Source organism: Bifidobacterium cebidarum (assembly GCF_009193305.1).
Taxonomy (GTDB): Bacteria; Actinomycetota; Actinomycetes; order Actinomycetales; family Bifidobacteriaceae; genus Bifidobacterium; species Bifidobacterium cebidarum.
The window spans coordinates 1-21,032 of sequence record NZ_WBVS01000010.1; the positions used below are offsets into that span (position 1 = coordinate 1).

Below are 21,032 nucleotides of genomic sequence, written 5' to 3' on the forward strand. Positions count from 1 at the left end.
ATTGAAGATTTGCGGCGGTCATGGCCCAGGGGAGACGCCCGGTCCCATTCCGAACCCGGAAGCTAAGGCCTGGCACGGCGATGGTACTGCACCCGACAGGGTGTGGGAGAGTAGCACACCGCCGCATCCACACTTACAAAGAGCCTTCATGGAGTAATCCATGAAGGCTCTTTTCATATGTCAACGCGTTCTTTACACTAAGAGATTGCTATGCATTACTTCACACCTAAGCGCTGTGCGACCTCGAACAAAATCATGTACCACGACAAGGTACAGGCTCAGCGTGCCGCCGATCAGAGCTTCATCGAGCGTGGGGCTGAGCTTTGGGTGTATCGCTGTGAATACTGCAATTGCTGGCATCTGACGCATCGCGATCCACAGCTCAGTTATCGGCATGTGCCGCTCAACCAGGAATTAAAACCGCATAGTCGCAAACGCGGCTATAAGCCTCGTCGTCGCTAGTTGCCGCCTCACATCACCTTCGTGCTTTCCAGATTGCGAATGATCCAATCATTGAGCCGAATCACCGGCTTGCGCAGCATCAGACCAAGCAACAGCGACGGAATCAGGAACAGCGCAAGCTTGATCATATCAACCCAGTATTCCCAGCCGTAGGAACCAGCCATAGCCGAATGCATAGCGTCCACACCATAGGGGAACAGCAGCCAGCGTGACACCACTTGGAAGAATGGAGGCAACGTCTCAATGGGGAACGTGCCGCCCGAGCCGGCCACCTGCATCACCAACAGCACCACGGCGATGGCCTTGCCGATATCCCCAAAGGAAACGGTCAGCGTATACACGATATTCGAGAACACAAGCGCAGACAGCCATCCGACCATCAGGAACTGGATTGGATGCTCGCATTGCACACCAAGATAGAACAGGTCGCCCAAGCATACCAACGTGCCCTGTAGCAGTGCGAGGAAGCAGAAGATCATATAGCGGCCGAAATACTCATGATGTAGACGCATGCCGAATTGCCGGGCATTGCCGGGGGATTCAGCGCGAGGCTTCTTCAGCACATCCAAAGCGGCACCCGGCCCGGCTTCGCGGCCGGCGATGACCGCCTCGCGGATGCCCACGGCCGTGCCCAGCGGCAAGTCATTGCCAAGGCCGAGAATTTTGGCCTTCTCATGATCGGAAATGGAAACCTTCAGCATGGCCACCAAAATGATCGCGCCCACCCAAATGGACAGAATCGTATAGAACAGTGCCATCGCCGAGCCATAGTTGGCCATCGGATACAGCGGAATGCGCTCGACCGACACCGGCGCGGACAGCATCGAAGCGATGGTGTCTGGATTTGCCGAAACCAGACCGGAGAGGTCGGTGGCGCCATCCTTGGCCAGGGAATTGAGCTTGTCCGTGAGCGCGTCCAATTTTGCCGCCGAATGCTTGAGCGCGGCTGAAGCAGTGCCCAGGGACGTGCGAATGTCCGTGATACTGCCGGATATGCCGCCGGATAGACCGGAAACGCTGTGCACGGTAGTCGTGAGCCCGTCGATGACCGTACCGGTTTGCGAGGCCACATCATCGATGGACGCGGTCAGTGAATTGAGTTGAGGCTGTAGTGTGCGCTGGTAGGTCTCGGAAGCTTGGGCAATGGATTGGCGGGCCTGATCGATTTCGTCATTGAGCCTGTTTTTCGTATCGGTGACGGAAGCGGTGCCATCAGTAATGGCGTTCGCGGCAGTGCCAAGGTCGTTGGCCGCGGTCTGCAATTTGTCTTGCGTCTGCCGGGCTTGTGCTGCCGCCTTGGTCAGCGCGTTCTTGACCGCCTGGAGGCTGCTGGAATCCGCTAATGATTGCAATGCGTCCGCATACTTGCCGAATGCGTCGGCTTGGCTTTGCACATGCGATTGCATGTCGGTCAGGGTCGCTGCCACTTGCGAGGACTGCGCATTGGCGTCCTGGAACGAGGTATCGATGCGTGTGCTTATCGAACCGTATGCCGCATCGGCTTGCTTCAATGCGGCGCTTACCCCGGTTGCCGTACCGGATAAGGCATCGCTGAGACTGCTGACGCCGGATTCGGCCTGTTTCATGGCTTTCTTGGCGGCAGCGGCGGCCGAACCGGTGGAGCCTAACAGTTGATCGGTCGATACGATGATGCCGTCCGCTGCCCCCAGCAGGCCGGAATACGAGTCGATTTGCGAGGCCGCACTATTGAGCTTGGACGACATGGCCGTCAGATGTGTGGTGGCATTGCCGACGTACTGTGCCATCTCTGGACTTTGCGCGTATTTGGCCATATTGGAGGCCATGTTCAACGCCACGCTCGACAGCGTTTTCACGAAGGTGTGGTCGATGGTGGTGGCCACGGTGCTGGCACCTTCATCCGTGATATGCGGGGCGATCGGATTGATTTTCTCGTTGAGATAGTATTCCAGCTTCGCATGGGTGATCTTTGGTGAGAACAGTGTCATCATGTCCGCGCTGAAGCTTGTCGGGATCACCAGCGCGGCATAGTATTCGCCGGAATTCACGCCATCGATGGCTCTGCTGCGGTCCACGAACTGCCAATCCAGGTCATGATTGGCCCGAAGCGCGTTGGTCACCGTCTCGCCCACATTGATCGGCAGCGGAACAAGGTCGGACTTGTATCCCTTATCCGTGTTGGCCACAGCCACCTTCAACGCTTTGGTATTGCCGTATGGGTTCCAGCTGGCAGCGATGTTGTACCACGCGTAGAGCGCCGGCACGATCACCAGGCCCACAGTCACCACGACTGCGATCACATTGCGTGTGGCTTGGCGCAGATCGCGGGTGAAGAGCCTCCAAATCAGTTTCATCGTGCGCTCCTTTCGCCATCGCGGTCAGGAGCCGAGAGAGGCGTAAGCTGCTGCGTGGTTTCGGCGAGGTCCTGATTGGAATCGGTTTGCGCATGCTTGCCGTGCTCGCGGAAACGCCGCCAGACATATCCATTCAGCATCACATCGCGGAATTCGTCGGCGCTCATCGCGCTGACGCCAATCTGCATCGCAAAGCTTTCGCGCGTGTATTCCACCACGATCAGATACGCGTCGATGAGAATGATCGACAGAATCCAGCAGGTCAGCATCGCGATTTTCGCGCGCGTGACGAACAGCAGAATCAGGAATACGAATGGCAGTATGGTGAGCAGGACCAGGCCGGCCATGATCATCAGCGGGTAACGGGCGAAGAACCGATGCGCTCGCCGAGTGATGAATGCGCGCAGTTCCTTGCTGTCCGATGCCGTGTGGAACATGGCGGTCAGACTCACATGTTCGTTGACCATGCTGTTGCGCTCGGTGATCATCAGATCCGTGTCTCCCAAGCGTCGATCGAACAATGCGTTGAGATTGATGACGTACCGGCGCACGACAATGCCGACGAACAATGCGACGGGCACATACCAGGACAGATGCATCATATCGAGCCAATAATGATTCGCATACGTGCCGGCGATCGGCCCTCGCATGGCATTGATGCCATAGGTGAACGGCAACCAGGGGTGCAGGTCGCGGAAGAACTCAGGCATCATTTCAATCGGATACAGGCCTGATGCGCCCGGAATCTGCACGATGACCAGAATCACGGCGACCGCCTTGCCGATATGGCGGAAGGCCACGGCCAGCGCATAGATGATGTTGATGTAGACGAACGAACAGAACACGCCCGCCAGCACGAAGAGCAGCGGATGTTCGCATTGGATGCCCAACACCAGATCGCCGATGGTGGCGATGATCGCCTGCAGGAAACCGACGGCGATCAGCAGCAGCCAACGGCCAAGATACGCTTTCGTCGTGGTCAGATGTTTGATGGATTCGCGGTCCACCTCGAGTTTGTAAATGGCGATGAGCACGAATCCGCCCACCCATAACGCCAGGTTCGTGTAGAACGGGGTCACGGCCGAACCGTAATTATCGGTTGGATACACCACTTTGGTCACGAGATTGACCGGCTGCCCCATGAATTTGCCGAATTCCTTGTCGTCCAGATGCAGGGTGTCCGCGATTTTGCGGTAGGCGGCGGAACTATCCAACGCTCCGATATCCGTGCGCACGGTGCGCACATCCTCGGTAAGCTGCGTCAACGATTGCTTGGTGCCATCGATGGTGGTTTTGGTCTGGTCGATGGTGCTGGAGAGCTGATCAAACAGGCCGTCCGCCTGATTCAGGGTGCCGGTGAGCGAGACCAGTGTGCCATCCAATGTGCCGTTCAACGCGGCGAAATTATTCAGCGACGTGTTGAGATTCGGCATGATGGTGCCGGTCAGGGACTGCCGCGCTTGGCTTAATGCGGCAAGGCCTCCGGTGGCCGCGGTGCCCATTGCGCCGGAAAGCTGCCCGGCCGCGTCTTTGCCGGAGCCGATGAATTTCGACGCGTTGGTGTGGAAATCCTTGATTTGCGACTGCTGATGACCGATGACCCCATCCAACGTGTTGATTTGTTGCCAGATGCGCTGCCCGAGCGGATCGGTGGTGTGTTCGTCGAGGCCGGCCTGGCGCAGCGCGTCTTTGACGTTGTCCAATGAGGTTTGTGTGCGGTCAAGCGGCGCGTTCAACGCGTTGGTGACGGAATCCACGGAATTCTGGGCGGAGTTGAACGAGCCGATGATGGTGCCGGACGCCGTGTTCACATCGACGGCCAGCCCGGAAAGCTGCGCTGAACTGGTGTCAAGCGCCCCCACCAGCGTGGTGGAAAAGGCTTGGGAACCGTTTTGCGCTTCGCCGAGCAGCGTGCCCGACTGCTGCGAGGCCTTGCGCGCGCTGGCGATGGCGCTCTTGAGGGAGGCTGCGGTCTGTGTGGCGTCGGCGATGGTGCCATCCGCCTGGTCAAGCGTGGACGCAAGATCGGTGAGCGCATGGTTGACGCCGTCGAGTGTGCTGAGCACGGTGTTCAAATCGCCGATGGTGTCCTGCTGGGTGGCGTTGGTGGCGGTGCCCAGTTCGCTGCCTGCTTTGGAAACGGCAGCTGCCACGGTATTGCCCACAGTGGTCACGAATGTGGCATTGATCTGCTCGTCGATGGTGGTGGCGCCGGTATCGGTGATTTTCGGGGCGATTGCGTTTTTCTTCTCGTTCACGTAGTAGCGCAATTGTGGACGTTTGCTGGCTCCGGTGATGGAATCGACCAGGCTCTCGCTGAAGTCCTTGGGCAGTACGATGGCCGCATAATACTGACCGGTTTCCACACCGCGTATGGCTTCGTCCTCATTGCCGACGAAGCGCCAGCCAAGCTGATGGTTGGTCTTCAGTTTGGCCACTACCTGTTTGCCGGCATTGAGCTTGCCGACGAATTCGCTGGAGGTGCCGCGATCCTCATTGGCCACCGCCACCTGCAGATTGCCGGTGGCGGAATACGGATCCCAATTGGCCAGGATGTTGAACCAGGCATACAGTGAGGGGATGATGGCGACGCCCAATGTGACCACGACGGCCACGGGGTTGCGCAGGATGCGCATTGCATCGCGCAGGAATATGCGCCAAACCGTCCTCATGCGCGTTGGTTCGCTTTACTTATCCAGTTCGAATCCTTGGGCGGCGGCCTTGTCGAGCAGCGTCTTATTGCTGACATCCTGACCGCTGACCGTGGCGATCTGGTCGCTGAACGCGTCTACCGGGCGATCGGTGTTCCGCAGGTCATAGTACTGATGCACTTCGGCGTCAAAATCATCGAGCGCGGTGAGGGTGTCGGCGGCTGCATCATCCGCGGGATAGGTGTTCTCGAAGAACTGCATCTCACGCGGCATGCGAGGCTTCAGCGCCGGCTTCTGATCAGGCTTGCCGATAGCCAAGCCAAGTACCGGATATGTGTACTTCGGCAGCTTCAGCGCATCAATCACACCCGGAATATCGTTCAAAATCGAACCGAGAATCACGCAACCGAGACCCAGCGAATATGCCGCGGTCTCCATGGCATGCAATGCCAGCACGGCATCATTCTGCGCCTGGGTATAGCGATAGCTGTATTTCAGGTGGAATTCCTCGGAATCGGGGTCGATGCCCTTGCGCTGGGCGATGCGCGCGTTGCGGTGCTCGTCGATGATGAACACATACAGCAGCGGAGCGGTGGCGATATACGGCTGATGGCCGAATTCAGCCATCTTGGCCTTGATGGCCGGATCGGTGATGCGAAGGGCGGACCAGTCGTTCAGGAACTGGCTGGATGCGGCATGCTGGGCGACGGTTTCAAGAGTGGCGATGGTATCGGCATCGATGGCCTCATCCTTGAACTTGCGGATGGAGCGGCGGTTCAGCAGCGTTTCAATAGTGGAGTTAGTAGCCATACCTGTATGTCTTGCATGACATCGCTGCAGGCAGAATGCCGGTGTTCTCAGGGCGAACTGGCCTGACCGTGCCGGGTCGGCTACTTATTCTTGGCTTTGCTGCGATGCCTGCGTTCGACGAACGCCTGGGATCCGCGGTCGGACAGTTGGGAGACTACGGCGCCGAACGCCGCGGAAACAGCCGCAAAAGCCAAGCTCAGGAGCAATCCCTGTGGTGCATCGGCGGCCAGCCCTTTGCGAAGATTGCGATGTGCCACACCGCGATTCCATACGGTTTGGAATACCCTGCCCGCAATCAGACCGGTGAGCGCCGGTACCGCCGACTTGATCACCTTGTCACCCAGGGAATCCGGATCGTTCAGCCTGCGTTCGCGTGCGGCGTTGACCGCATCATCGATATGATGCAGTCCCTCAATCATCTGATCGGCTTCGCCGGACAATGCGGAGTTCGTTTCATCGCTCATGACTATCAGTCTAAATCACAGAATCATAAAAGGCGTGTGGCGTGGGTGGAGTCTGAGCCTTTCGCAGACTACAGTGGAGGCATGAGCGAACACAATGGAAATAGCACAGTCGCTGTTGATTCGTCTCGTGGTGGGGCAGGTTTTCTGGTATTGCTTCGCCATGGGCAGACCGTTTGGAGCGAATCCGGTCAGCATACCGGTCGTACGGACATTCCTTTGACTGAAACGGGCCGTCAACAGGCGGTTGATGCCGGCCGACGTCTGCGTGAGATCTTCCCGGCGGGATTCGCGCCGGATTGTGTGTTTTCCAGCCCGTTGAAGCGTGCGCGTCAGACGGCCGAACTGGCTGGATTCGAACACTGCGGCGTGCTGAACGGCATTGCCGAATGGGATTATGGTCGCGCCGAGGGCCGCACCCGCCAGCAGGTGAGCAAGGCCAGCGGATTCGACTGGGACATCTGGCGTGACGGCCCGCGTTCGCTGAGTACCGATCTGGAGGGCGACTGGGTGGAGACGTTGCCCTCCGGCGAGAAGGTGCCTGTGCACAACGGTGAGGGTGAGACCTTGGAGGAGGCGGCCACCCGAGCGAAAGGCGCCATCGATGAGGTGCTGCCGCTGTTGCGTTCCGGGAACAACGTGCTGCTGGTGGCGCACGCGCATATTCTGCGCATCCTGACCTCGCAATGGCTGGGCGTGGACCCGCACTTCGCGCGTCTGCTGCGCCTCGACACCGCTCATTATTCGATTTTGAGCGTCTACAAGGGCGACCATGTGATTGAACGGTGGAATGCCTGATTGTGTTGGCATCAGCTGGTCGCTGGCTGATGAGTCGCGGCTGTTGCATGCGCTGCGTGCATAGCGTGCTCGTAGTGTAGGAGTGTGAGCTCGGAGCCCGTCGTCAAGGCGGGCTCTTGTTGTATGCCCCTGTCTATGCAGAAGGAGGGCGTGGCGGGCATATGGCATGGGGGGCGGTTTGGCGAGGCTTATCGCCCGGCGAATTGCAAACGATGGCGATGGAGGCGTGAATCGTTCGTTTCTGTAGTCAGTTTTAGCTGATTTGTCTATGTTTGCGCTCCCATCTATTGCGAACGCTTGCATTACCGAGCTTTGTGGCAAACCCTTGGAAAATTAGTATTTTGTGGTAATTGGGCGATTATTTTTGTCGGTAACGTTGATTGAGGCGCGCCGGTAATGCCATCGTTTGCAAAAAGGGGCAAACCGTTGCACAATAGTGCATGTCGATAGTTGTGAAGGTGCTGCTAACGGCATTGCCTCCAATCGGGAACCGATTGGAGGTCACGATGAAAGAGAAAGGTTCGAAGATGAATCGCACTATCAAGTCTGCGGTTGCAGTGGCGGCTATTGCTGCAATGTCTCTGGGTACTCTGGCCGCCTGCGGAAGCTCCACTTCCGGCGATGACGCCAAAGGCAAGGTCTACTATCTGAACTTCAAGCCGGAGGCCGCCGATCAGTGGGTCGCCCTGGCCAAGGAATACACCAAGGAAAAGGGCGTCGAGGTCAAGGTGCAGACCGCAGCGTCCGGCACCTATGAGCAGACCCTGAAGTCTGAGATCGCCAAGACTGAGGCTCCGACCCTGTTCCAGGTCAATGGTCCGGTTGGCTACCAGAACTGGAAGCGCTACACCGCTGATCTTTCGAACACCGACATCTACAAGGAACTGACTAACCAGAATGTCGCCCTGAAGGATGGCGACAAGGTGGTCGGCGTGCCGTATGTGATGGAGACCTACGGCCTGATTTACAACAAGGACATCCTCAACAAGTACTTCGCGCTGGACGGTGCCAAGGCCAAGTCCATTGACGAGATCGACAACTTCGATACGCTGAAGGCTGTGGCCGACGATATGCAGGCCCGTAAGGACGAGCTCGGCATCCAAGGTGCATTCACCTCCGCCGGCTTCGACTCCAGCTCCGACTGGCGCTTCAAGACCCACCTGGCCAACCTGCCGCTCTACTACGAGTTCCAGAAGGACAAGGTCACCGAGCAGCCGGCCACCATCAAGGGCACCTATCTGCCGAACTACAAGAAGATCTTCGACCTGTACATCACCGATTCCACCACCGACCGCACGCAGCTGAGCGCCAAGACCGGCGATGACGCCAACTCCGAGTTCGCGCTCGGCGAGGCCGCCTTCTACCAGAACGGCACTTGGGCGTGGACCGACCTGCAGAAGGCCGGCATGAAGGCCGAATCCGTAGGCATGATGCCGATCTACATCGGCGTCAAGGGCGAAGAGAAGCAGGGGCTCGCCACCGGTTCCGAGAACTACTGGTGCATCAACGACAAGGCTTCCGACGCCGACAAGAAGGCCACCGAGGACTTCCTCTCCTGGGTGATTACCTCCGACGCCGGCAAGAAGGCCCTCTCTCAGGACATGGGCTTCACCACCCCGTTCAAGACCTTCGATGACGTCAAGTCCGACAACCCGCTGACCGAGGCCGCCGTCGAGGATCAGAAGTCCGGCAAGACCCAGGTCTCCTGGAACTTCACGATGATGCCTTCCGAAGAGTGGAAGAACAAGGTCGGCCAGGCCCTGCTCGAGTACGCTCAGGGCACCGGCAACTGGGATGCTGTGAAGACCGCCTTCGTGGACGGTTGGGCTTCCGAGTACGCAGCCTCCCACTGAGTCGCTCAATCCATAACTGAACATCCATAACTGAACAGGTGCGGCACCTGATGCTTTCCCTCCTTCGCATAGGGTGCCGCGCCATTCTCTTACTCCACTTCATGTGTCTCCTTCTCCTTAACGCGTGTGGGCCCGTCGCTCGATAATGAACGGCGGGCCCACACGCGTTGGTGTTGTTGGCGTTGCCAGACGGAGAAGTCAGACAGAAGACTGTAGGATTCCTAACACTGACTGTAGGTTTTTGAACACTGACTGTAGGTTTTTCAACGTTTTTTGTCCAAAAACCTACAGTCAACGTTAGGAATCCTACAGTCAGTGTTGAAAGTCCTACAGCCAGTGTTCAAAACCGTCAGTCGTAGAGATGGCGGTTCTCGTCTTGTGCGCTCACTTAACGCGTGACGTCGACGCGCGGACTATAAGATGCGCCGGACAGATGACGAACGGCTGCTCGATGGGCTTTTCCTCGATAAGGTCGAGCGTCATGTGTGCGGCCTTGCGCGCCATGGCCACCGGATCCTGGCGGATGGTAGTCAGTCCAATATCATCGGTGTAGAAGCTGTCGTCATAGCCGATCAGCGACACGTCGCCGGGCACGGAGAATCCGTTGCGCTCCAGCTGGAACAGCAGCGGCAGGGCTATGCCGTCCTCCTGACAGGCGATGGCGGTGGGCATTTCGTCCAGGCTCATCAGCTGTGTGACCACATCGCTGATTTCGTAGCGGCCGTCGGCATTGACCTTGCAGACGATGACCTGCGGTTCCACACCTTCCTTGCGGCAATGTTCGGTGAAAGCGTCGAATCGACTCTGCACCGAGAAGCTCAGCGAGATCTCACGGTCGGTGCTGATATAGGCGATGCGGCGATGTCCGAGATTGATCAGATGGCGTGCGGCCAGCGTGGAGCCCTGCGCGTCGTCGATATTGACCGCGGCGGTGAATCCGCGGGCCTGTGCCTCGACCGAGTTGATGCCCACAATCGGTACATCTACCGAGGCCAGCTGCGCGATCTCGTTGTTGTCGATGTCGAACGACACCACGATGACGGCGTCGGCATTGCGGCGCACGGGCAGCATGTCGAAGAATTCCTTGCGCTCCTCGATGCTGGAGATCTGGAAGATCGAAATATCATAGCCCTCGGCGTGCAGCACTTCGTTCAGCCCCTCGATGACCGAAGCGGTGAACCATAGGCGGATATGGCCGCTCATCAGCACGGCGATACGCAGCGAACGGCCGGACTTGAGCGCCGCTGCGGAGCGTGACAGGGAGAAGTTGAGTTCGCCGGCGATGGCGAGCACGCGCTCGCGGGTTTTGGCCGAGACCAGATCGGGCCTGGTAAACGAGCGGGAGACGGTGGAGATGGAAACTCCGGCTTTGCGCGCGACGTCTTGAATGCTCGTGGACATGTGGGCCCCTTTGCGTAATGCGGCTTGGTGTGAATCGATGATTTCCAGTGTACATGCGATTGCAATGAGGAGCGAAGATGACAACGATTGTATTACAAACGTTTGCAATACTGTGTACTGATGCACAAAATGGCGGAAATAAGCCAATTTAAAGATTGAAAAGCAGGCTGTTGGTGATGGTTGATAATGTAAGGAAACGCTGTAAATGACAACGTTTGACATGTGGGCGAATGGCCTTTACTATGTTCATAGGCTTGAACAAGGCAAGGGTGCGAAAGTGGTCCTCGTCTCGGTCAACGGGCTGGTATTGAGAAAAGTGCCGCATCGACGCACGACGTAGTGCAGCGGGCTCAAGGAGGAGGAAAAGTCATGATTAGCATGGCTGGTAAGGCGATACGCAGATGGTGGGCGCTGTTCGCGCTGCCGACGTTCGCCGCATTCATCATCGGGTTTTTGGTGCCGTTCATCATGGGCGTGTACCTGAGCTTCTGCGAGTTCACCACGGTGACCGATGGCGAATTTGTAGGGCTGAAGAACTATACCAAAGCGCTGAAGGATCCGGAATTCCTGCATGCGCTTGGGTTCTCCACCGCGTTCACCATCGTGACCACCATCGTGATTAACGTGGTCGCATTCGCCATCGCCTACATGCTGACCAAAGCCATCAAGGGCTCCACGCTCTTCCGCTCGGTGTTCTTCATGCCGAACCTCATCGGCGGCATCATTCTGGGCTACATCTGGCTGCTGCTCCTGAACGGCGTGCTTGCCCACTGGGGCCGTGCCCTGACCTACAAGGCCGCATATGGCTTCTGGGGCTTGGTCATCCTGGTGTGCTGGCAGCAAATCGGCTACATGATGATCATCTACATCGCCGGCCTGCAGGCGCTGCCGACCGACGTGCTGGAGGCCGCTGCAGTGGACGGCGCGAACGGCACTCAGACCATGTTCCGCATCATCATCCCGCTGATGATGCCGTCCATCACCGTGTGCTCCTTCCTGACCGTGACCAATGGCTTCAAGCTCTACGATCAGAACCTCGCTTTGACCAACGGCGCGCCAAGCAACATGTCCGAAGGCTTGGCGTTGAACATCACCCGTACCTTCTACGGCCGCATGGGTTGGGAAGGCGTCGGCCAGGCAAAGGCCGTGCTGTTCTTCATCCTGGTGGCGATCATCGCACTTATTCAGAACAAGCTCACCACGAGCAAGGAGGTGGCAGCCTGATGAACGAGAACAAGCCCGTGAAGCACGGTCCGGTCTGGACTGCGCTGTTCGCCATCGTCTCCCTCTTCTGGATCTTCCCAATCGTTTTGGTGTTGATCAACTCCTTCAAGCAGAAGGCATATATCTCCAAGAACGCGTTCTCCCTACCGACCGGCAAGGCGTTCGTGGGATTCGAGAACTATACACGCGGTGTCGAGACCACGCAGTTCTTCGCATCCTTCGGTTGGACCTTGCTGATCACCGTGGGTTCCGTAGTGCTGATTCTGGTGTGCACCTCGATGTGCGCATGGTGGATCGTACGTGTGAACAACTGGGCCGCCAAGCTGCTCTACACCCTGTTCCTGTTCAACATGATCGTGCCGTTCCAGATGGTGATGTTCACCCTCTCCAAGATCGCCGACATGCTGAAGCTCAACACCCCGTGGGGCCTGTGCGTCGTCTACCTCGGCTTTGGCGCCGGTTTGGCTGTGTTCATCTTCACCGGTGTGATCAAGGGCATCCCGGCCGAACTTGAGGAATCCGCCATGATCGATGGCGCTTCCGTGCCACGTATCTTCTTCCAGATCGTGGTGCCGATTATGAAGCCGTCGATCGTATCCGTGGCCATCCTCGAAGCCATGTGGATCTGGAACGACTACCTGCTGCCATATCTGACCCTCGACCTCGGCAAGTACAAGACCATCTCCGTGGCCGTGCAGTACCTGAAGGGCGGCTACGGCTCCGTGGATATGGGCGCCATGATGGCCTGCCTGGTGCTCGCCATCATCCCGATCATCGTCTTCTACCTCGTCTGCCAAAAGTACATCGTGAGCGGGGTTATGGCGGGCGCGGTCAAGGGCTGAGCAAGGGCGGTAGCCGAGCGAAGGTAATGTTGAGCCTCGCCGTAGGTGAGTCCGTAATTGCAGGACTGGCGCCGTAAAGGTATGGCGACTGGCGTTAAGTAAAAGTGCGAAGTCCCTCGGTAATCCCCGAGGGACTTCTTATTGTCCCGTATAGGAGACGAGCCGTCTCGCTCTCATTTCGCATTGTCTGGCGCAAGGAATTCGGGTAAAGAGAGGCATCGGCCCAAATTTCTTGCACTGGGGACTCGTAAATGCAAGGAATTCGGGAGAACAAGGTTTCTTTCCCGAATTCCTTGCAGTGAGCAGCAGTCAGTGCAAGAAATTCGGGTGTAAGCCGATAGTTTCCGGAATTTCTTGCGCGTTGATGATGCAGCGCTGGCGTGTAGCGTCATAATGCAAAAAGGTACGTATCTCATAACGGCCACAAGGAGGCTCAGATGAACTGGCTTGCGCCTGACTCCAAATTCATGCGTGCGTGGGGCAATCTGGTTGATGGCGTGCTCATCAATCTCCTGATGCTGATTACCTCCATCCCGGTTGTCACCATTGGCGCGGCGCTCGCCGCCGGGCAGGATGCAGGTCGTAAAGCGTTGGAAGGCGAAGGCAAAGGCGTTGCCGTCAATTACTGCAAAGCGTTCAAATCGAACTTTACCAAGGCCACGGTGCTATGGCTGCCGTTTCTTGTGATGCTTATCGGCCTTGCCTATTCGTGGGTCGTATTGCAGATCACACCGCTACTGATTCCCAAATTCGCGCTGAGCATCCTATGGATTATCGGTTTTGAATGGGTGTTCGCACTTCAAGCCCGATTCGAAAACACTGTGGGCGGCACGTTGAAGAATGCGTTTATTTTCGGTATCTCCCATATCATCGCCACGCTGATTCTTGTGTCGATAGACGCGATATTCGTGGCGTTGCTTATCGCCAGCTGGTTCTATATGCCTGGCGGACTGTTCCTGCTGGTGGTGCTGGGCTACGGTTCAATGCTGATGATTCATGTGCCCATCACCGAACGCGTGTTCAAGCCGTATCTGCGGTAAGCCTTCTCGTTACCTTTTCACGAAATAAGGTCGTACTTCGTGAAAAGGTAACGTTCACTGCCACTCAGTGTGACTTTTTCACGAAGTACAGCCTTATCCAGGAAAAGTAACGCGTTGAGCCGTTACTTCTTAGCCTGCGTCAGCTGATAGGCCACGAACAGGATGGCCAACCAAATCACGCCGGCGATCACAGCCACACGGTAGCTGGCGGAGAAGCACATCAGCACTACTACCAGCGCCAGGAACGCCAACACCACCCACGGGGTCACCTTGGCGAACGGCAGCTTGAAATGAATGGCGTCCAATGCCTGCTGTCCGGAAAGACCGGCCAGAGCGGAATCTTCGGGAGAGTCTCCGGCCGCAACCACCTTGCGGAACTTCATTTCGGTGAACATGATCATCGTCCAGTTGATAATGCCGGCGATGGTAGCAATTGACATCAAATAATTGAACGCGAACTCAGGCCAGACGAACACCACGACCACGGCAATAGCGGTGATCACGGCGGAAGTCAGCACGCCAGAGACCGGCACGCCCTTGGAGTTCAAGCGGCCCAGATACGCCGGAGCATTGCCCTGCTTGGCCAGCGAATACAACATGCGGGAGTTGGCATACAGGCCGGAATTGTAGACGCTCATCACAGCGGTGAGGCACACGAAGTTCAGAATGCCGGCGGCTGCGTGAATGCCCACGGAGTCGAAGATCTGCACGAACGGGCTGGACTCGCCGTCGATGGTGTTCCACGGCACCACGGCCATGATTACGCCCAGAGCACCGATGTAGAAGACGAGGATTCGCCAGATGATGTCATTGGTGGCGCGCGGAATCGTGGTGCGCGGGTCCTCGGTCTCGCCTGCGGTGATGCCGATGAGCTCGGTGCCGCCGAAGCTGAACATCACCACGACCAGAGCCATCAGCAGACCGGTCCAGGAGCCGTCGGAAGCGCGGCCCATCAAACCGTTCGGGAAGAAGCCGCCGCCTACGGTGAACCAATTGGCGAAGCTGGCCTTGATGCCGGAAGCGGTAGGCAGTGCGAACACAATCACAGCCAAACCGCCGATAATCATCGCAATCACAGCAACGATTTTGATGATGGCGAACCAGAACTCAAATTCACCGAACTTGGAGACGCCCAACAGGTTCGCGGCGGTGATGAGCACGAGGAACACGGCTGCCGACACCCACGTCGGAATAGCCGGGAACCAGTAATTCACAAAGCTGCCCACCACCGCGAGCTCCACCATGGAAACCAGGATGTAGTTGAACCAGTAGTTCCAGCCAGAGATGAAGCCGGCACGCTTGGACCAGTAGCGGGTGGCGTAGTAGCTGAAAGCGCCGGCCTTCGGGTCCTCCACGGACATTTCGGAAAGTGCGCGCACGATCATGAAGATTGCGAGACCGCCGATTAGGTAGGCCAGCAGGATGGACGGTCCAGCCAGTGCGATGGATTCGCTGGATCCATAGAACAGGCCCGTGCCGATTGCGCCGCCGAGGGCAATCAGCTGAATATGGCGGTTTTTCAAGGATTTGCGCAACGTGGCCGGCACTGGCACATCGTCGGTTTCGCGCGGCTTGGTGCTGGGCGCTTCATTCGTACTCATGATGATTCTCTGTTTCTCTCAGTTCTCATATTCGCGTACTCGGTTGTTACGCCAAAATACACAATGCGGGCCATTGTAAGCCGGTTTGATTACGATTGCGCGCCATCACAGTTCGTTGTGGACAACGGAGACGTTGTTGATGCCAAAAGTTCAATTTGCGAAGTTGGAAATTGAACTTTTTATGAATCGCCGATAAGTGTCAATATCGCTGTTTGAACTCGTGTATCGCCTGAGTAAACAGCCTGGTGCTACAGTTTGAACTTGCATTGAACAAGCGGGCGAGGCCGTAGGGCCAGACGCCAGGAAGAGAAATGAACGGCATGGTCGAATCGAAAACAGCCGCCAGCAGCGGTAGTACTAGCGCGGCAAACGCTCCGGGCAGCGGTTCTGGTGAGCTCAAGTCTGTGGAGAGCTTGGACCACAACAATGAGATGGCTCGTGGCCTGAACAATCGCCACGTACAATTCATCGCCATCGGCGGCACCATCGGCACAGGCCTGTTCCTGGGTTCCGGCAAGTCCATCGCATTGACCGGCCCGAGCATCGTGTTCGTGTACATCGGCGTGGGCATCATCATGTTCCTGCTGATGCGAGCCATCGGCGAACTCATGTACCGCGACCCCAGCCAGCACACGTTTATCAACTTCATCACCCGCTACCTCGGCAACGGGTGGGGCAAGTTCGCCGGCTGGTCGTACTGGATCGTGCTCGTACTCATCGGCATGAGCGAGATCACGGCTGTCTCCACGTATTTCATCACATTCTTCGACACGTTCGGTATGGACCTCAGCCATTGGAAATGGCTGATCGAGTTATGCTTCCTTGCGGCTCTTGTGACCATCAACCTCATTGCCGTCAAAGCGTTCGGTGAGGCGGAATTCTGGTTCTCGATGATCAAGATCACACTGATTTGCGCGATGATCGCCACCGCCGTGGTGATGGTGGTGATTGGCTACCATTACGATGCCGTGCAAATCACCGGGCAGGATGGCGTCTCGCCCGCGGGCCATGCCGGAATCGACAACATCACCAATAACTTCTCGATCGCACCGAACGGCTGGCTGAGCTTCCTGATGAGCTTCCAGATGGTGTTCTACGCCTACGAAATGATCGAATTCGTGGGCGTGACCGTCTCCGAGACGCAGAACCCACGCAAGGTTTTGCCGAAGGCCGTGAACGAGATCATCATCCGCGTGCTCATCTTCTATGTGGGTGCATTGCTGGCCATTATGGCGATCGTGCCGTGGACCACGTTCAAGCCGAACAAGGACGGCTCCTTCGCGTCCCCGTTCATCATGGTGTTCCAGTACGCCGGCCTGAAGTGGGCTGCCGCGCTCGTGTTCTTCGTGGTGATCACCGCGGCGTCGTCCGCTTTGAACTCGCTGCTCTACTCCGCCGGCCGCCACCTGTACCAGCTGGCCGCCGACTCCGAATCGCCGACGTTCCAGAAGATCGGCGTGGTCTCCAAGCGCCAGGTTCCGGCCCGCGCGATTTTGGTGTCCGCCGCACTGATTCTGCTGTCTCCGGTGATTAATTCGATTCCTGGCATCTCCAGTGCGTTCGTGCTGTTCGCTTCCGCCTCCAGCGCGGTGATCGTGTTCATTTACGTGCTCACGATGGTGGCGCACCGCAAGTACCGTCGCTCCGCCGACTTCATTGCCGACGGTTTCGTGATGCCGGTGTGGAAGGTGCTCAATACTCTGGCGATTGTGTTCTTCGTATTCGTCTACTGCACGCTGTTCCTCGCGGACGATACGCGTGGCTCCGCCATTGCCGGCCTGATTTGGCTGGCGGTGTTTGGCGGCTACTGCCTGCTGCATGACCGCTTCCAGAACCGCGATTTGAAGGAAGCGCTGGGCCGATAGACGTAACCGATCTGAACGGCTCGCTGAGCATAGCGTTGCATACATAAAAAATCGACCTCACGTTCATTCGTGGGGTCGATTTTGTTATGGTTATGCGATTATTCAGCTATGTACCGGACGTGCGCTGATTGCTGCGTAATTCAATGCGCCATGCACCAGTGCAGATGTGAAATGCATATTGCACATGCCCGCTTCTTCTGCCTCATGTGTACATCCCGCTATGCTGCAGAGCAGCACCTTATGAGTACGATTCATCATGTTCCCCCTTCATTGGAGATGGCTTCAGCGCCATCGTGTAGCTTTCAGCATAGACGTAATTCGTTACAAACGCTAGAAAATAAGGCGTTTCTGCTCTGAGTGCATGGTTGTTGCTGCCGATGATTCATATGCGTATATGCGGCGATGGCGATGAAGCGATACCCGGGCTATGAGGAAAGTTTTCCTACCAGTGGTAGAAATGATTGCGTCCGCGGTTGGGCGGATAGCCTGTGTGCATGTGAGGTGTGCAATGTCAATGCGCGATAATCAACCGACAACAGGAGCACAATGATGTCTCAAACAGTGACTTGGAACGCCGGCGATGTGACGCTGGTGTTTGATTATGACGATAACGATTTCGTAGCGATGCGATCCGCTCGTATGGGGCAGTCGGAAGCCGTATTCGAACAGCGCATTCCGATTGTGGATGTACTGACCGCAGGCACCGGCCATCGCATAGCCTGCAACAAGTTGACGCATACGGTCATTGGATCGGCGCTGCGGTACCGTGCACATACCGCAACGACTGATGAGCACGGGTGGCATACGCTGACTATCGCACTTACCGATTCCACGCATCATCTTGATGTCGTTGTGCACTACCAGGTCGCCGATTCCGCCCCGATGGTGCGCACTTGGGCGGACGTGACCAACAGCGGCCATGAGCAGCCGGTAATCCTCGATTCGGTAACCAGCTGGACCAGCGAATTCGGTACGCCGGCCGGGCAACAATCCGATCTGGGCGCATGGCAGCTGCGGGAAAGCCGCTTCGACTGGCTCGCCGAAGGGCGCTGGCACAGCAATACGGTACGCGATTTGCTGCCAAAATTCAGTCAGGAGATCACCGCGGTCGATTCCCGCCAGGAATACGCGAAGATTTCCACCGGCACATGGTCCACGGGCATGGCCGCGCCGCTCGGCATATTGGAATCGCAGCGATTGGGTCTGACCTGGCTGTTCCAAATCGAACATAACGGCGCATGGCGTTGGGAAATCCACGATGACACCGCGGACGGTGGCGTGGCCCTCTCCGGACCGACCAGCGAGAATCATGGTTGGGAGAAAGTACTGCAGCCGGGCGAGACGTTCACATCGGTTCCCGCTTCCTTCGCGCTCGCCGGTACATTCGAGGAGGCAGTTGGCGCTCTGACCAAATATCGTCGAGCTTTCCGATTGCCGCACAGGGACAATGCGCGCCCGAGCGTGGTGTTCAACGACTACATGAACACAATTTACGGTGACCCGACCACGGCAAAGGAACTGCCGCTGATCAAGGCGGCCGCCGAAGTGGGCATCCAAATCTTTGTGATTGATTGCGGCTGGTACGACGATACCGGCAATTGGTGGCCTTCGGTGGGCGAGTGGCTGCCCTCGAAGAAGCGCTTCCCGAACGGCATTACCGAAGTCATAGACGCTATTCGCGCTGAAGGCATGATTCCAGGCATCTGGATCGAGCCGGAAGTCATTGGTGTGCAGAGCCCAATGGCTGACAGGCTGCCGGATTCCGCGTTCTTCCAGCGCCATGGGCAGCGCGTGGTGGAACAGGACCGCTACCTGCTCGATCTGCGCGACGATGCCGCCCGCGCGCACCTTGATTCGGTAGTCGACCGCCTGGTCAACGAATATGGCATTGGCTATTTCAAGTTCGATTACAACGTGTCCCCAGGTGCCGGCACCGATTATCAGGCGGACAGCGACGGCGATGGCTTGCTCGGCCATAATCGCGCCTACAGTGCTTGGATTGACTCGTTGTACCGGCGCTACCCGGACCTCATCATCGAGAACTGCTCGTCCGGCGGCATGCGCGAGGACTTTGCTCAGTTGAGCCGCTTCCAAGTGCAATCCACCTCGGACCAGCAGGATTGGAAGCTCTACCCGGCCATAGCCGCGGCCGCCCCCATGATGATGCTGCCCGAACAGGCGGCCAGCTGGGCATATCCGCAATCCGATATGGATGCGGAAACCACCGCGTTCAACATCAACACCACGTTCCTGGGACGCTTCTTCCTATCCGGCTATTTGAACCGCATGGGCGAGGCGCAGCATACGTTGGTGGAATCCGGCATCACGGCCTACAAGGAGCATGTGCAGCCGGTAATCGGTGAATCCACGCCGTTCTGGCCACTTGGATTGCCGGAGTGGAATGACGAGATTGTGTCATTGGGCCTCAAGACGGCGCAGGGCAGCGCGTTGGTCACCCTCTGGGATCGTGGCTCGTCCTGCTCGCACAGCACGCTGCAATTGCCGCAATTCCAGGGGCATGACGTATCCGTGACCCCAGTATTCCCGACCCAAGCGGACGGATTCGAGGATTGGGCGACCGTATGGAACGCTACGGATGGCACATTGCTCGTCGATGTGCCGGTCGGCAAATATGCCTCCCGCACGTTCGCGGTAAGCGCTCGCTGACCGCTTGCCTTACCGCTTGGAAACGCTTGATTCGCGGATAATCAGTGAACAATCCATCAAGGTCATACCGCGCTGCGGATGACCTTTGATGGCTGACAACAGCATGCGCGCGGCCTTACGCCCCATTTCGCGCATGTTGTTGTCGAATGTGGTGATGGGAATACGGCATTCCGTAGCGGTGACGGACCAATTATCGTGGCCAATGACCGCCACATCCTCAGGCACCCGAATGCCATGTTCCAAGAATGATTCGATTGCGCCACGGGCCAGCATATCGTTCAAACAGTAGAGGCCATCCACCTGTTCCCCGGACTCAATGAGCAGGTTGGTGGCCACACGTCCCCATGATTCGTGCCAGTTGCCGTATCGTGTGGGTGCCGAGAATCGCAAGCCTGCCGCAGCCATCGCCTGTTCGGCGCCGTTGACACGATCTTTTGTCGCCGCATAATATTCAGGTCCGGCCAGTATGGCGATATGCGTGCGGCCTTGGCCAAGTAAATGATTGATGGCGGCCTGCCCGGCCTGCACATTATCCACGGTGATTGAGCTGTCATTGGGATTTGTGGAAGGCGCATATACATACACGATGGGAATGCCCAATGCCGTATTGGGCTTAATCGGTGGGCGGGCATCGGTTTCTCCGCCGAGAATCAGCAAACCGTCGACGCCACGTGCGGCCATTTGATCGATATGGTCTCGCTCGATTTGCGGGTCGCCGCGTGAATTCGTCAGCAATACCGCGTGATTCGCCACCCCGAGCGTATCTTCCGCTCCGGCAAGGGCCGGCATGGAGAAACGACCCTCCAGATCGGCGGATACCAGACCGATAAGTCCTGATTGTTGGTGCGCGGTTCGTTTTTCCGCAGCTGTTCTCTGCTTATAGCCCAGCTCTTGGGCGGTGGTCTGCACTAATCGTCTGGTGTGGGCTGAAATATGCCCGGTGCCATTGAGCGCTTTCGAGGCCGAAGCCAGAGAAACGTGGGCGGCATCGGCCACATCTTGCAAAGTAACACGGGTTGTCACG

At 57.3% G+C, this 21,032-nt stretch carries 16 protein-coding genes and 1 rRNA gene; 9 read left to right on the forward strand and 8 right to left on the reverse strand.

Features of this window, described 5'->3' with window-relative positions; translation table 11 throughout:
- The first annotated feature begins 10 nt into the window (after nucleotides 1–10).
- Both rrf and F7D08_RS08485 read left to right on the forward strand, forming a co-directional pair.
- Nucleotides 11–127 (forward strand): 5S ribosomal RNA (rrf, locus tag F7D08_RS08480).
- A gap of 83 nt (nucleotides 128–210) precedes the next feature.
- The gene (locus tag F7D08_RS08485; RefSeq protein WP_152210210.1) at nucleotides 211–462 is read left to right on the forward strand and encodes a hypothetical protein; all 252 of its coding nucleotides are present in this window, start codon (nucleotides 211–213) and stop codon (nucleotides 460–462) included.
- Between the two features lie 8 nt (nucleotides 463–470).
- On the opposite strand, the gene F7D08_RS08490 is transcribed toward F7D08_RS08485, so the two are convergent.
- From F7D08_RS08490 to F7D08_RS08505, 4 genes are all read right to left on the reverse strand, one after another.
- Complete coding sequence (locus F7D08_RS08490; RefSeq protein ID WP_152210211.1) at nucleotides 471–2,795, reverse strand: YhgE/Pip domain-containing protein; 2,325 nt, start codon at nucleotides 2,793–2,795, stop codon at nucleotides 471–473.
- Nucleotides 2,792–5,467: a YhgE/Pip domain-containing protein gene (locus tag F7D08_RS08495; RefSeq protein WP_152210212.1), complete on the reverse strand. Its 2,676-nt coding sequence runs from the start codon at nucleotides 5,465–5,467 to the stop codon at nucleotides 2,792–2,794. The genes F7D08_RS08490 and F7D08_RS08495 overlap by 4 nt, the downstream gene beginning before the upstream one ends.
- Before the next feature lie 15 nt (nucleotides 5,468–5,482).
- A complete protein-coding gene (locus F7D08_RS08500; RefSeq protein ID WP_152210213.1) occupies nucleotides 5,483–6,256 on the reverse strand; it encodes a nitroreductase family protein in 774 nt (257 codons plus the stop codon).
- Nucleotides 6,257–6,336: 80 nt separating this feature from the next.
- Nucleotides 6,337–6,720 (reverse strand): DUF4235 domain-containing protein, encoded by a 384-nt coding sequence (locus F7D08_RS08505; protein WP_152210214.1) that lies wholly within the window; start codon nucleotides 6,718–6,720, stop codon nucleotides 6,337–6,339.
- A gap of 81 nt (nucleotides 6,721–6,801) precedes the next feature.
- Between F7D08_RS08505 and F7D08_RS08510 the strand changes: the two genes are divergently transcribed.
- Together F7D08_RS08510 and F7D08_RS08515 are read left to right on the forward strand one after the other, a co-directional pair.
- Entirely contained in the window at nucleotides 6,802–7,515 is a 714-nt protein-coding gene (locus F7D08_RS08510; protein ID WP_152210215.1) for a histidine phosphatase family protein, read from the forward strand.
- 506 nt (nucleotides 7,516–8,021) lie between these two features.
- Nucleotides 8,022–9,368 (forward strand): ABC transporter substrate-binding protein, encoded by a 1,347-nt coding sequence (locus F7D08_RS08515; protein WP_152210216.1) that lies wholly within the window; start codon nucleotides 8,022–8,024, stop codon nucleotides 9,366–9,368.
- Between the two features lie 384 nt (nucleotides 9,369–9,752).
- Here F7D08_RS08515 and F7D08_RS08520 read toward each other — a convergent pair whose 3' ends face one another.
- Nucleotides 9,753–10,769: a LacI family DNA-binding transcriptional regulator gene (locus F7D08_RS08520; protein ID WP_152210217.1), complete on the reverse strand. Its 1,017-nt coding sequence runs from the start codon at nucleotides 10,767–10,769 to the stop codon at nucleotides 9,753–9,755.
- A gap of 369 nt (nucleotides 10,770–11,138) precedes the next feature.
- Between F7D08_RS08520 and F7D08_RS08525 the strand changes: the two genes are divergently transcribed.
- The 3 genes from F7D08_RS08525 (at nucleotide 11,139) to F7D08_RS08535 (ending at nucleotide 13,875) form a co-directional block, all read left to right on the forward strand.
- The gene (locus F7D08_RS08525; RefSeq protein ID WP_152210218.1) at nucleotides 11,139–11,993 is read left to right on the forward strand and encodes a carbohydrate ABC transporter permease; all 855 of its coding nucleotides are present in this window, start codon (nucleotides 11,139–11,141) and stop codon (nucleotides 11,991–11,993) included.
- Nucleotides 11,993–12,835, forward strand: a complete 843-nt coding sequence (locus F7D08_RS08530) for a carbohydrate ABC transporter permease (protein ID WP_152210219.1) — start codon at nucleotides 11,993–11,995, stop codon at nucleotides 12,833–12,835. The genes F7D08_RS08525 and F7D08_RS08530 overlap by 1 nt, the downstream gene beginning before the upstream one ends.
- A gap of 437 nt (nucleotides 12,836–13,272) precedes the next feature.
- Nucleotides 13,273–13,875 (forward strand): DUF624 domain-containing protein, encoded by a 603-nt coding sequence (locus tag F7D08_RS08535; RefSeq protein ID WP_152210220.1) that lies wholly within the window; start codon nucleotides 13,273–13,275, stop codon nucleotides 13,873–13,875.
- Between the two features lie 122 nt (nucleotides 13,876–13,997).
- Here the strand turns inward: F7D08_RS08535 and F7D08_RS08540 are convergent, their stop codons facing one another.
- Nucleotides 13,998–15,476, reverse strand: a complete 1,479-nt coding sequence (locus F7D08_RS08540; RefSeq protein WP_152210221.1) for an amino acid permease — start codon at nucleotides 15,474–15,476, stop codon at nucleotides 13,998–14,000.
- A gap of 320 nt (nucleotides 15,477–15,796) precedes the next feature.
- Between F7D08_RS08540 and F7D08_RS08545 the strand changes: the two genes are divergently transcribed.
- Nucleotides 15,797–17,341, forward strand: a complete 1,545-nt coding sequence (locus F7D08_RS08545; RefSeq protein ID WP_152210222.1) for an amino acid permease — start codon at nucleotides 15,797–15,799, stop codon at nucleotides 17,339–17,341.
- Between the two features lie 102 nt (nucleotides 17,342–17,443).
- Here F7D08_RS08545 and F7D08_RS09745 read toward each other — a convergent pair whose 3' ends face one another.
- Nucleotides 17,444–17,599: a hypothetical protein gene (locus tag F7D08_RS09745; RefSeq protein ID WP_193316275.1), complete on the reverse strand. Its 156-nt coding sequence runs from the start codon at nucleotides 17,597–17,599 to the stop codon at nucleotides 17,444–17,446.
- 288 nt (nucleotides 17,600–17,887) lie between these two features.
- Between F7D08_RS09745 and F7D08_RS08550 the strand changes: the two genes are divergently transcribed.
- Nucleotides 17,888–20,008, forward strand: a complete 2,121-nt coding sequence (locus F7D08_RS08550) for an alpha-galactosidase (RefSeq protein WP_152210223.1) — start codon at nucleotides 17,888–17,890, stop codon at nucleotides 20,006–20,008.
- A 9-nt stretch (nucleotides 20,009–20,017) separates the two neighbouring features.
- On the opposite strand, the gene F7D08_RS08555 is transcribed toward F7D08_RS08550, so the two are convergent.
- Entirely contained in the window at nucleotides 20,018–21,031 is a 1,014-nt protein-coding gene (locus F7D08_RS08555) for a LacI family DNA-binding transcriptional regulator (protein WP_152210224.1), read from the reverse strand.
- Nucleotide 21,032: the final 1 nt, after the last annotated feature.

What these genes read in the sequence shown, in the direction of transcription:
- F7D08_RS08525 (WP_152210218.1), top strand. Translation starts at nt 11,139, where the DNA reads ATGATTAGCATGGCTGGTAAGGCGATACGCAGATGGTGGGCGCTGTTC.
- F7D08_RS09745 (WP_193316275.1), bottom strand. Translation starts at nt 17,599, where the DNA reads ATGATGAATCGTACTCATAAGGTGCTGCTCTGCAGCATAGCGGGATGT.
- F7D08_RS08515 (WP_152210216.1), top strand. Translation starts at nt 8,022, where the DNA reads ATGAAAGAGAAAGGTTCGAAGATGAATCGCACTATCAAGTCTGCGGTT.
- F7D08_RS08535 (WP_152210220.1), top strand. Translation starts at nt 13,273, where the DNA reads ATGAACTGGCTTGCGCCTGACTCCAAATTCATGCGTGCGTGGGGCAAT.
- F7D08_RS08510 (WP_152210215.1), top strand. Translation starts at nt 6,802, where the DNA reads ATGAGCGAACACAATGGAAATAGCACAGTCGCTGTTGATTCGTCTCGT.
- F7D08_RS08540 (WP_152210221.1), bottom strand. Translation starts at nt 15,476, where the DNA reads ATGAGTACGAATGAAGCGCCCAGCACCAAGCCGCGCGAAACCGACGAT.
- F7D08_RS08485 (WP_152210210.1), top strand. Translation starts at nt 211, where the DNA reads ATGCATTACTTCACACCTAAGCGCTGTGCGACCTCGAACAAAATCATG.
- F7D08_RS08505 (WP_152210214.1), bottom strand. Translation starts at nt 6,720, where the DNA reads ATGAGCGATGAAACGAACTCCGCATTGTCCGGCGAAGCCGATCAGATG.
- F7D08_RS08550 (WP_152210223.1), top strand. Translation starts at nt 17,888, where the DNA reads ATGATGTCTCAAACAGTGACTTGGAACGCCGGCGATGTGACGCTGGTG.
- F7D08_RS08520 (WP_152210217.1), bottom strand. Translation starts at nt 10,769, where the DNA reads ATGTCCACGAGCATTCAAGACGTCGCGCGCAAAGCCGGAGTTTCCATC.
- F7D08_RS08530 (WP_152210219.1), top strand. Translation starts at nt 11,993, where the DNA reads ATGAACGAGAACAAGCCCGTGAAGCACGGTCCGGTCTGGACTGCGCTG.
- F7D08_RS08490 (WP_152210211.1), bottom strand. Translation starts at nt 2,795, where the DNA reads ATGAAACTGATTTGGAGGCTCTTCACCCGCGATCTGCGCCAAGCCACA.
- F7D08_RS08495 (WP_152210212.1), bottom strand. Translation starts at nt 5,467, where the DNA reads ATGAGGACGGTTTGGCGCATATTCCTGCGCGATGCAATGCGCATCCTG.
- F7D08_RS08545 (WP_152210222.1), top strand. Translation starts at nt 15,797, where the DNA reads ATGGTCGAATCGAAAACAGCCGCCAGCAGCGGTAGTACTAGCGCGGCA.
- F7D08_RS08500 (WP_152210213.1), bottom strand. Translation starts at nt 6,256, where the DNA reads ATGGCTACTAACTCCACTATTGAAACGCTGCTGAACCGCCGCTCCATC.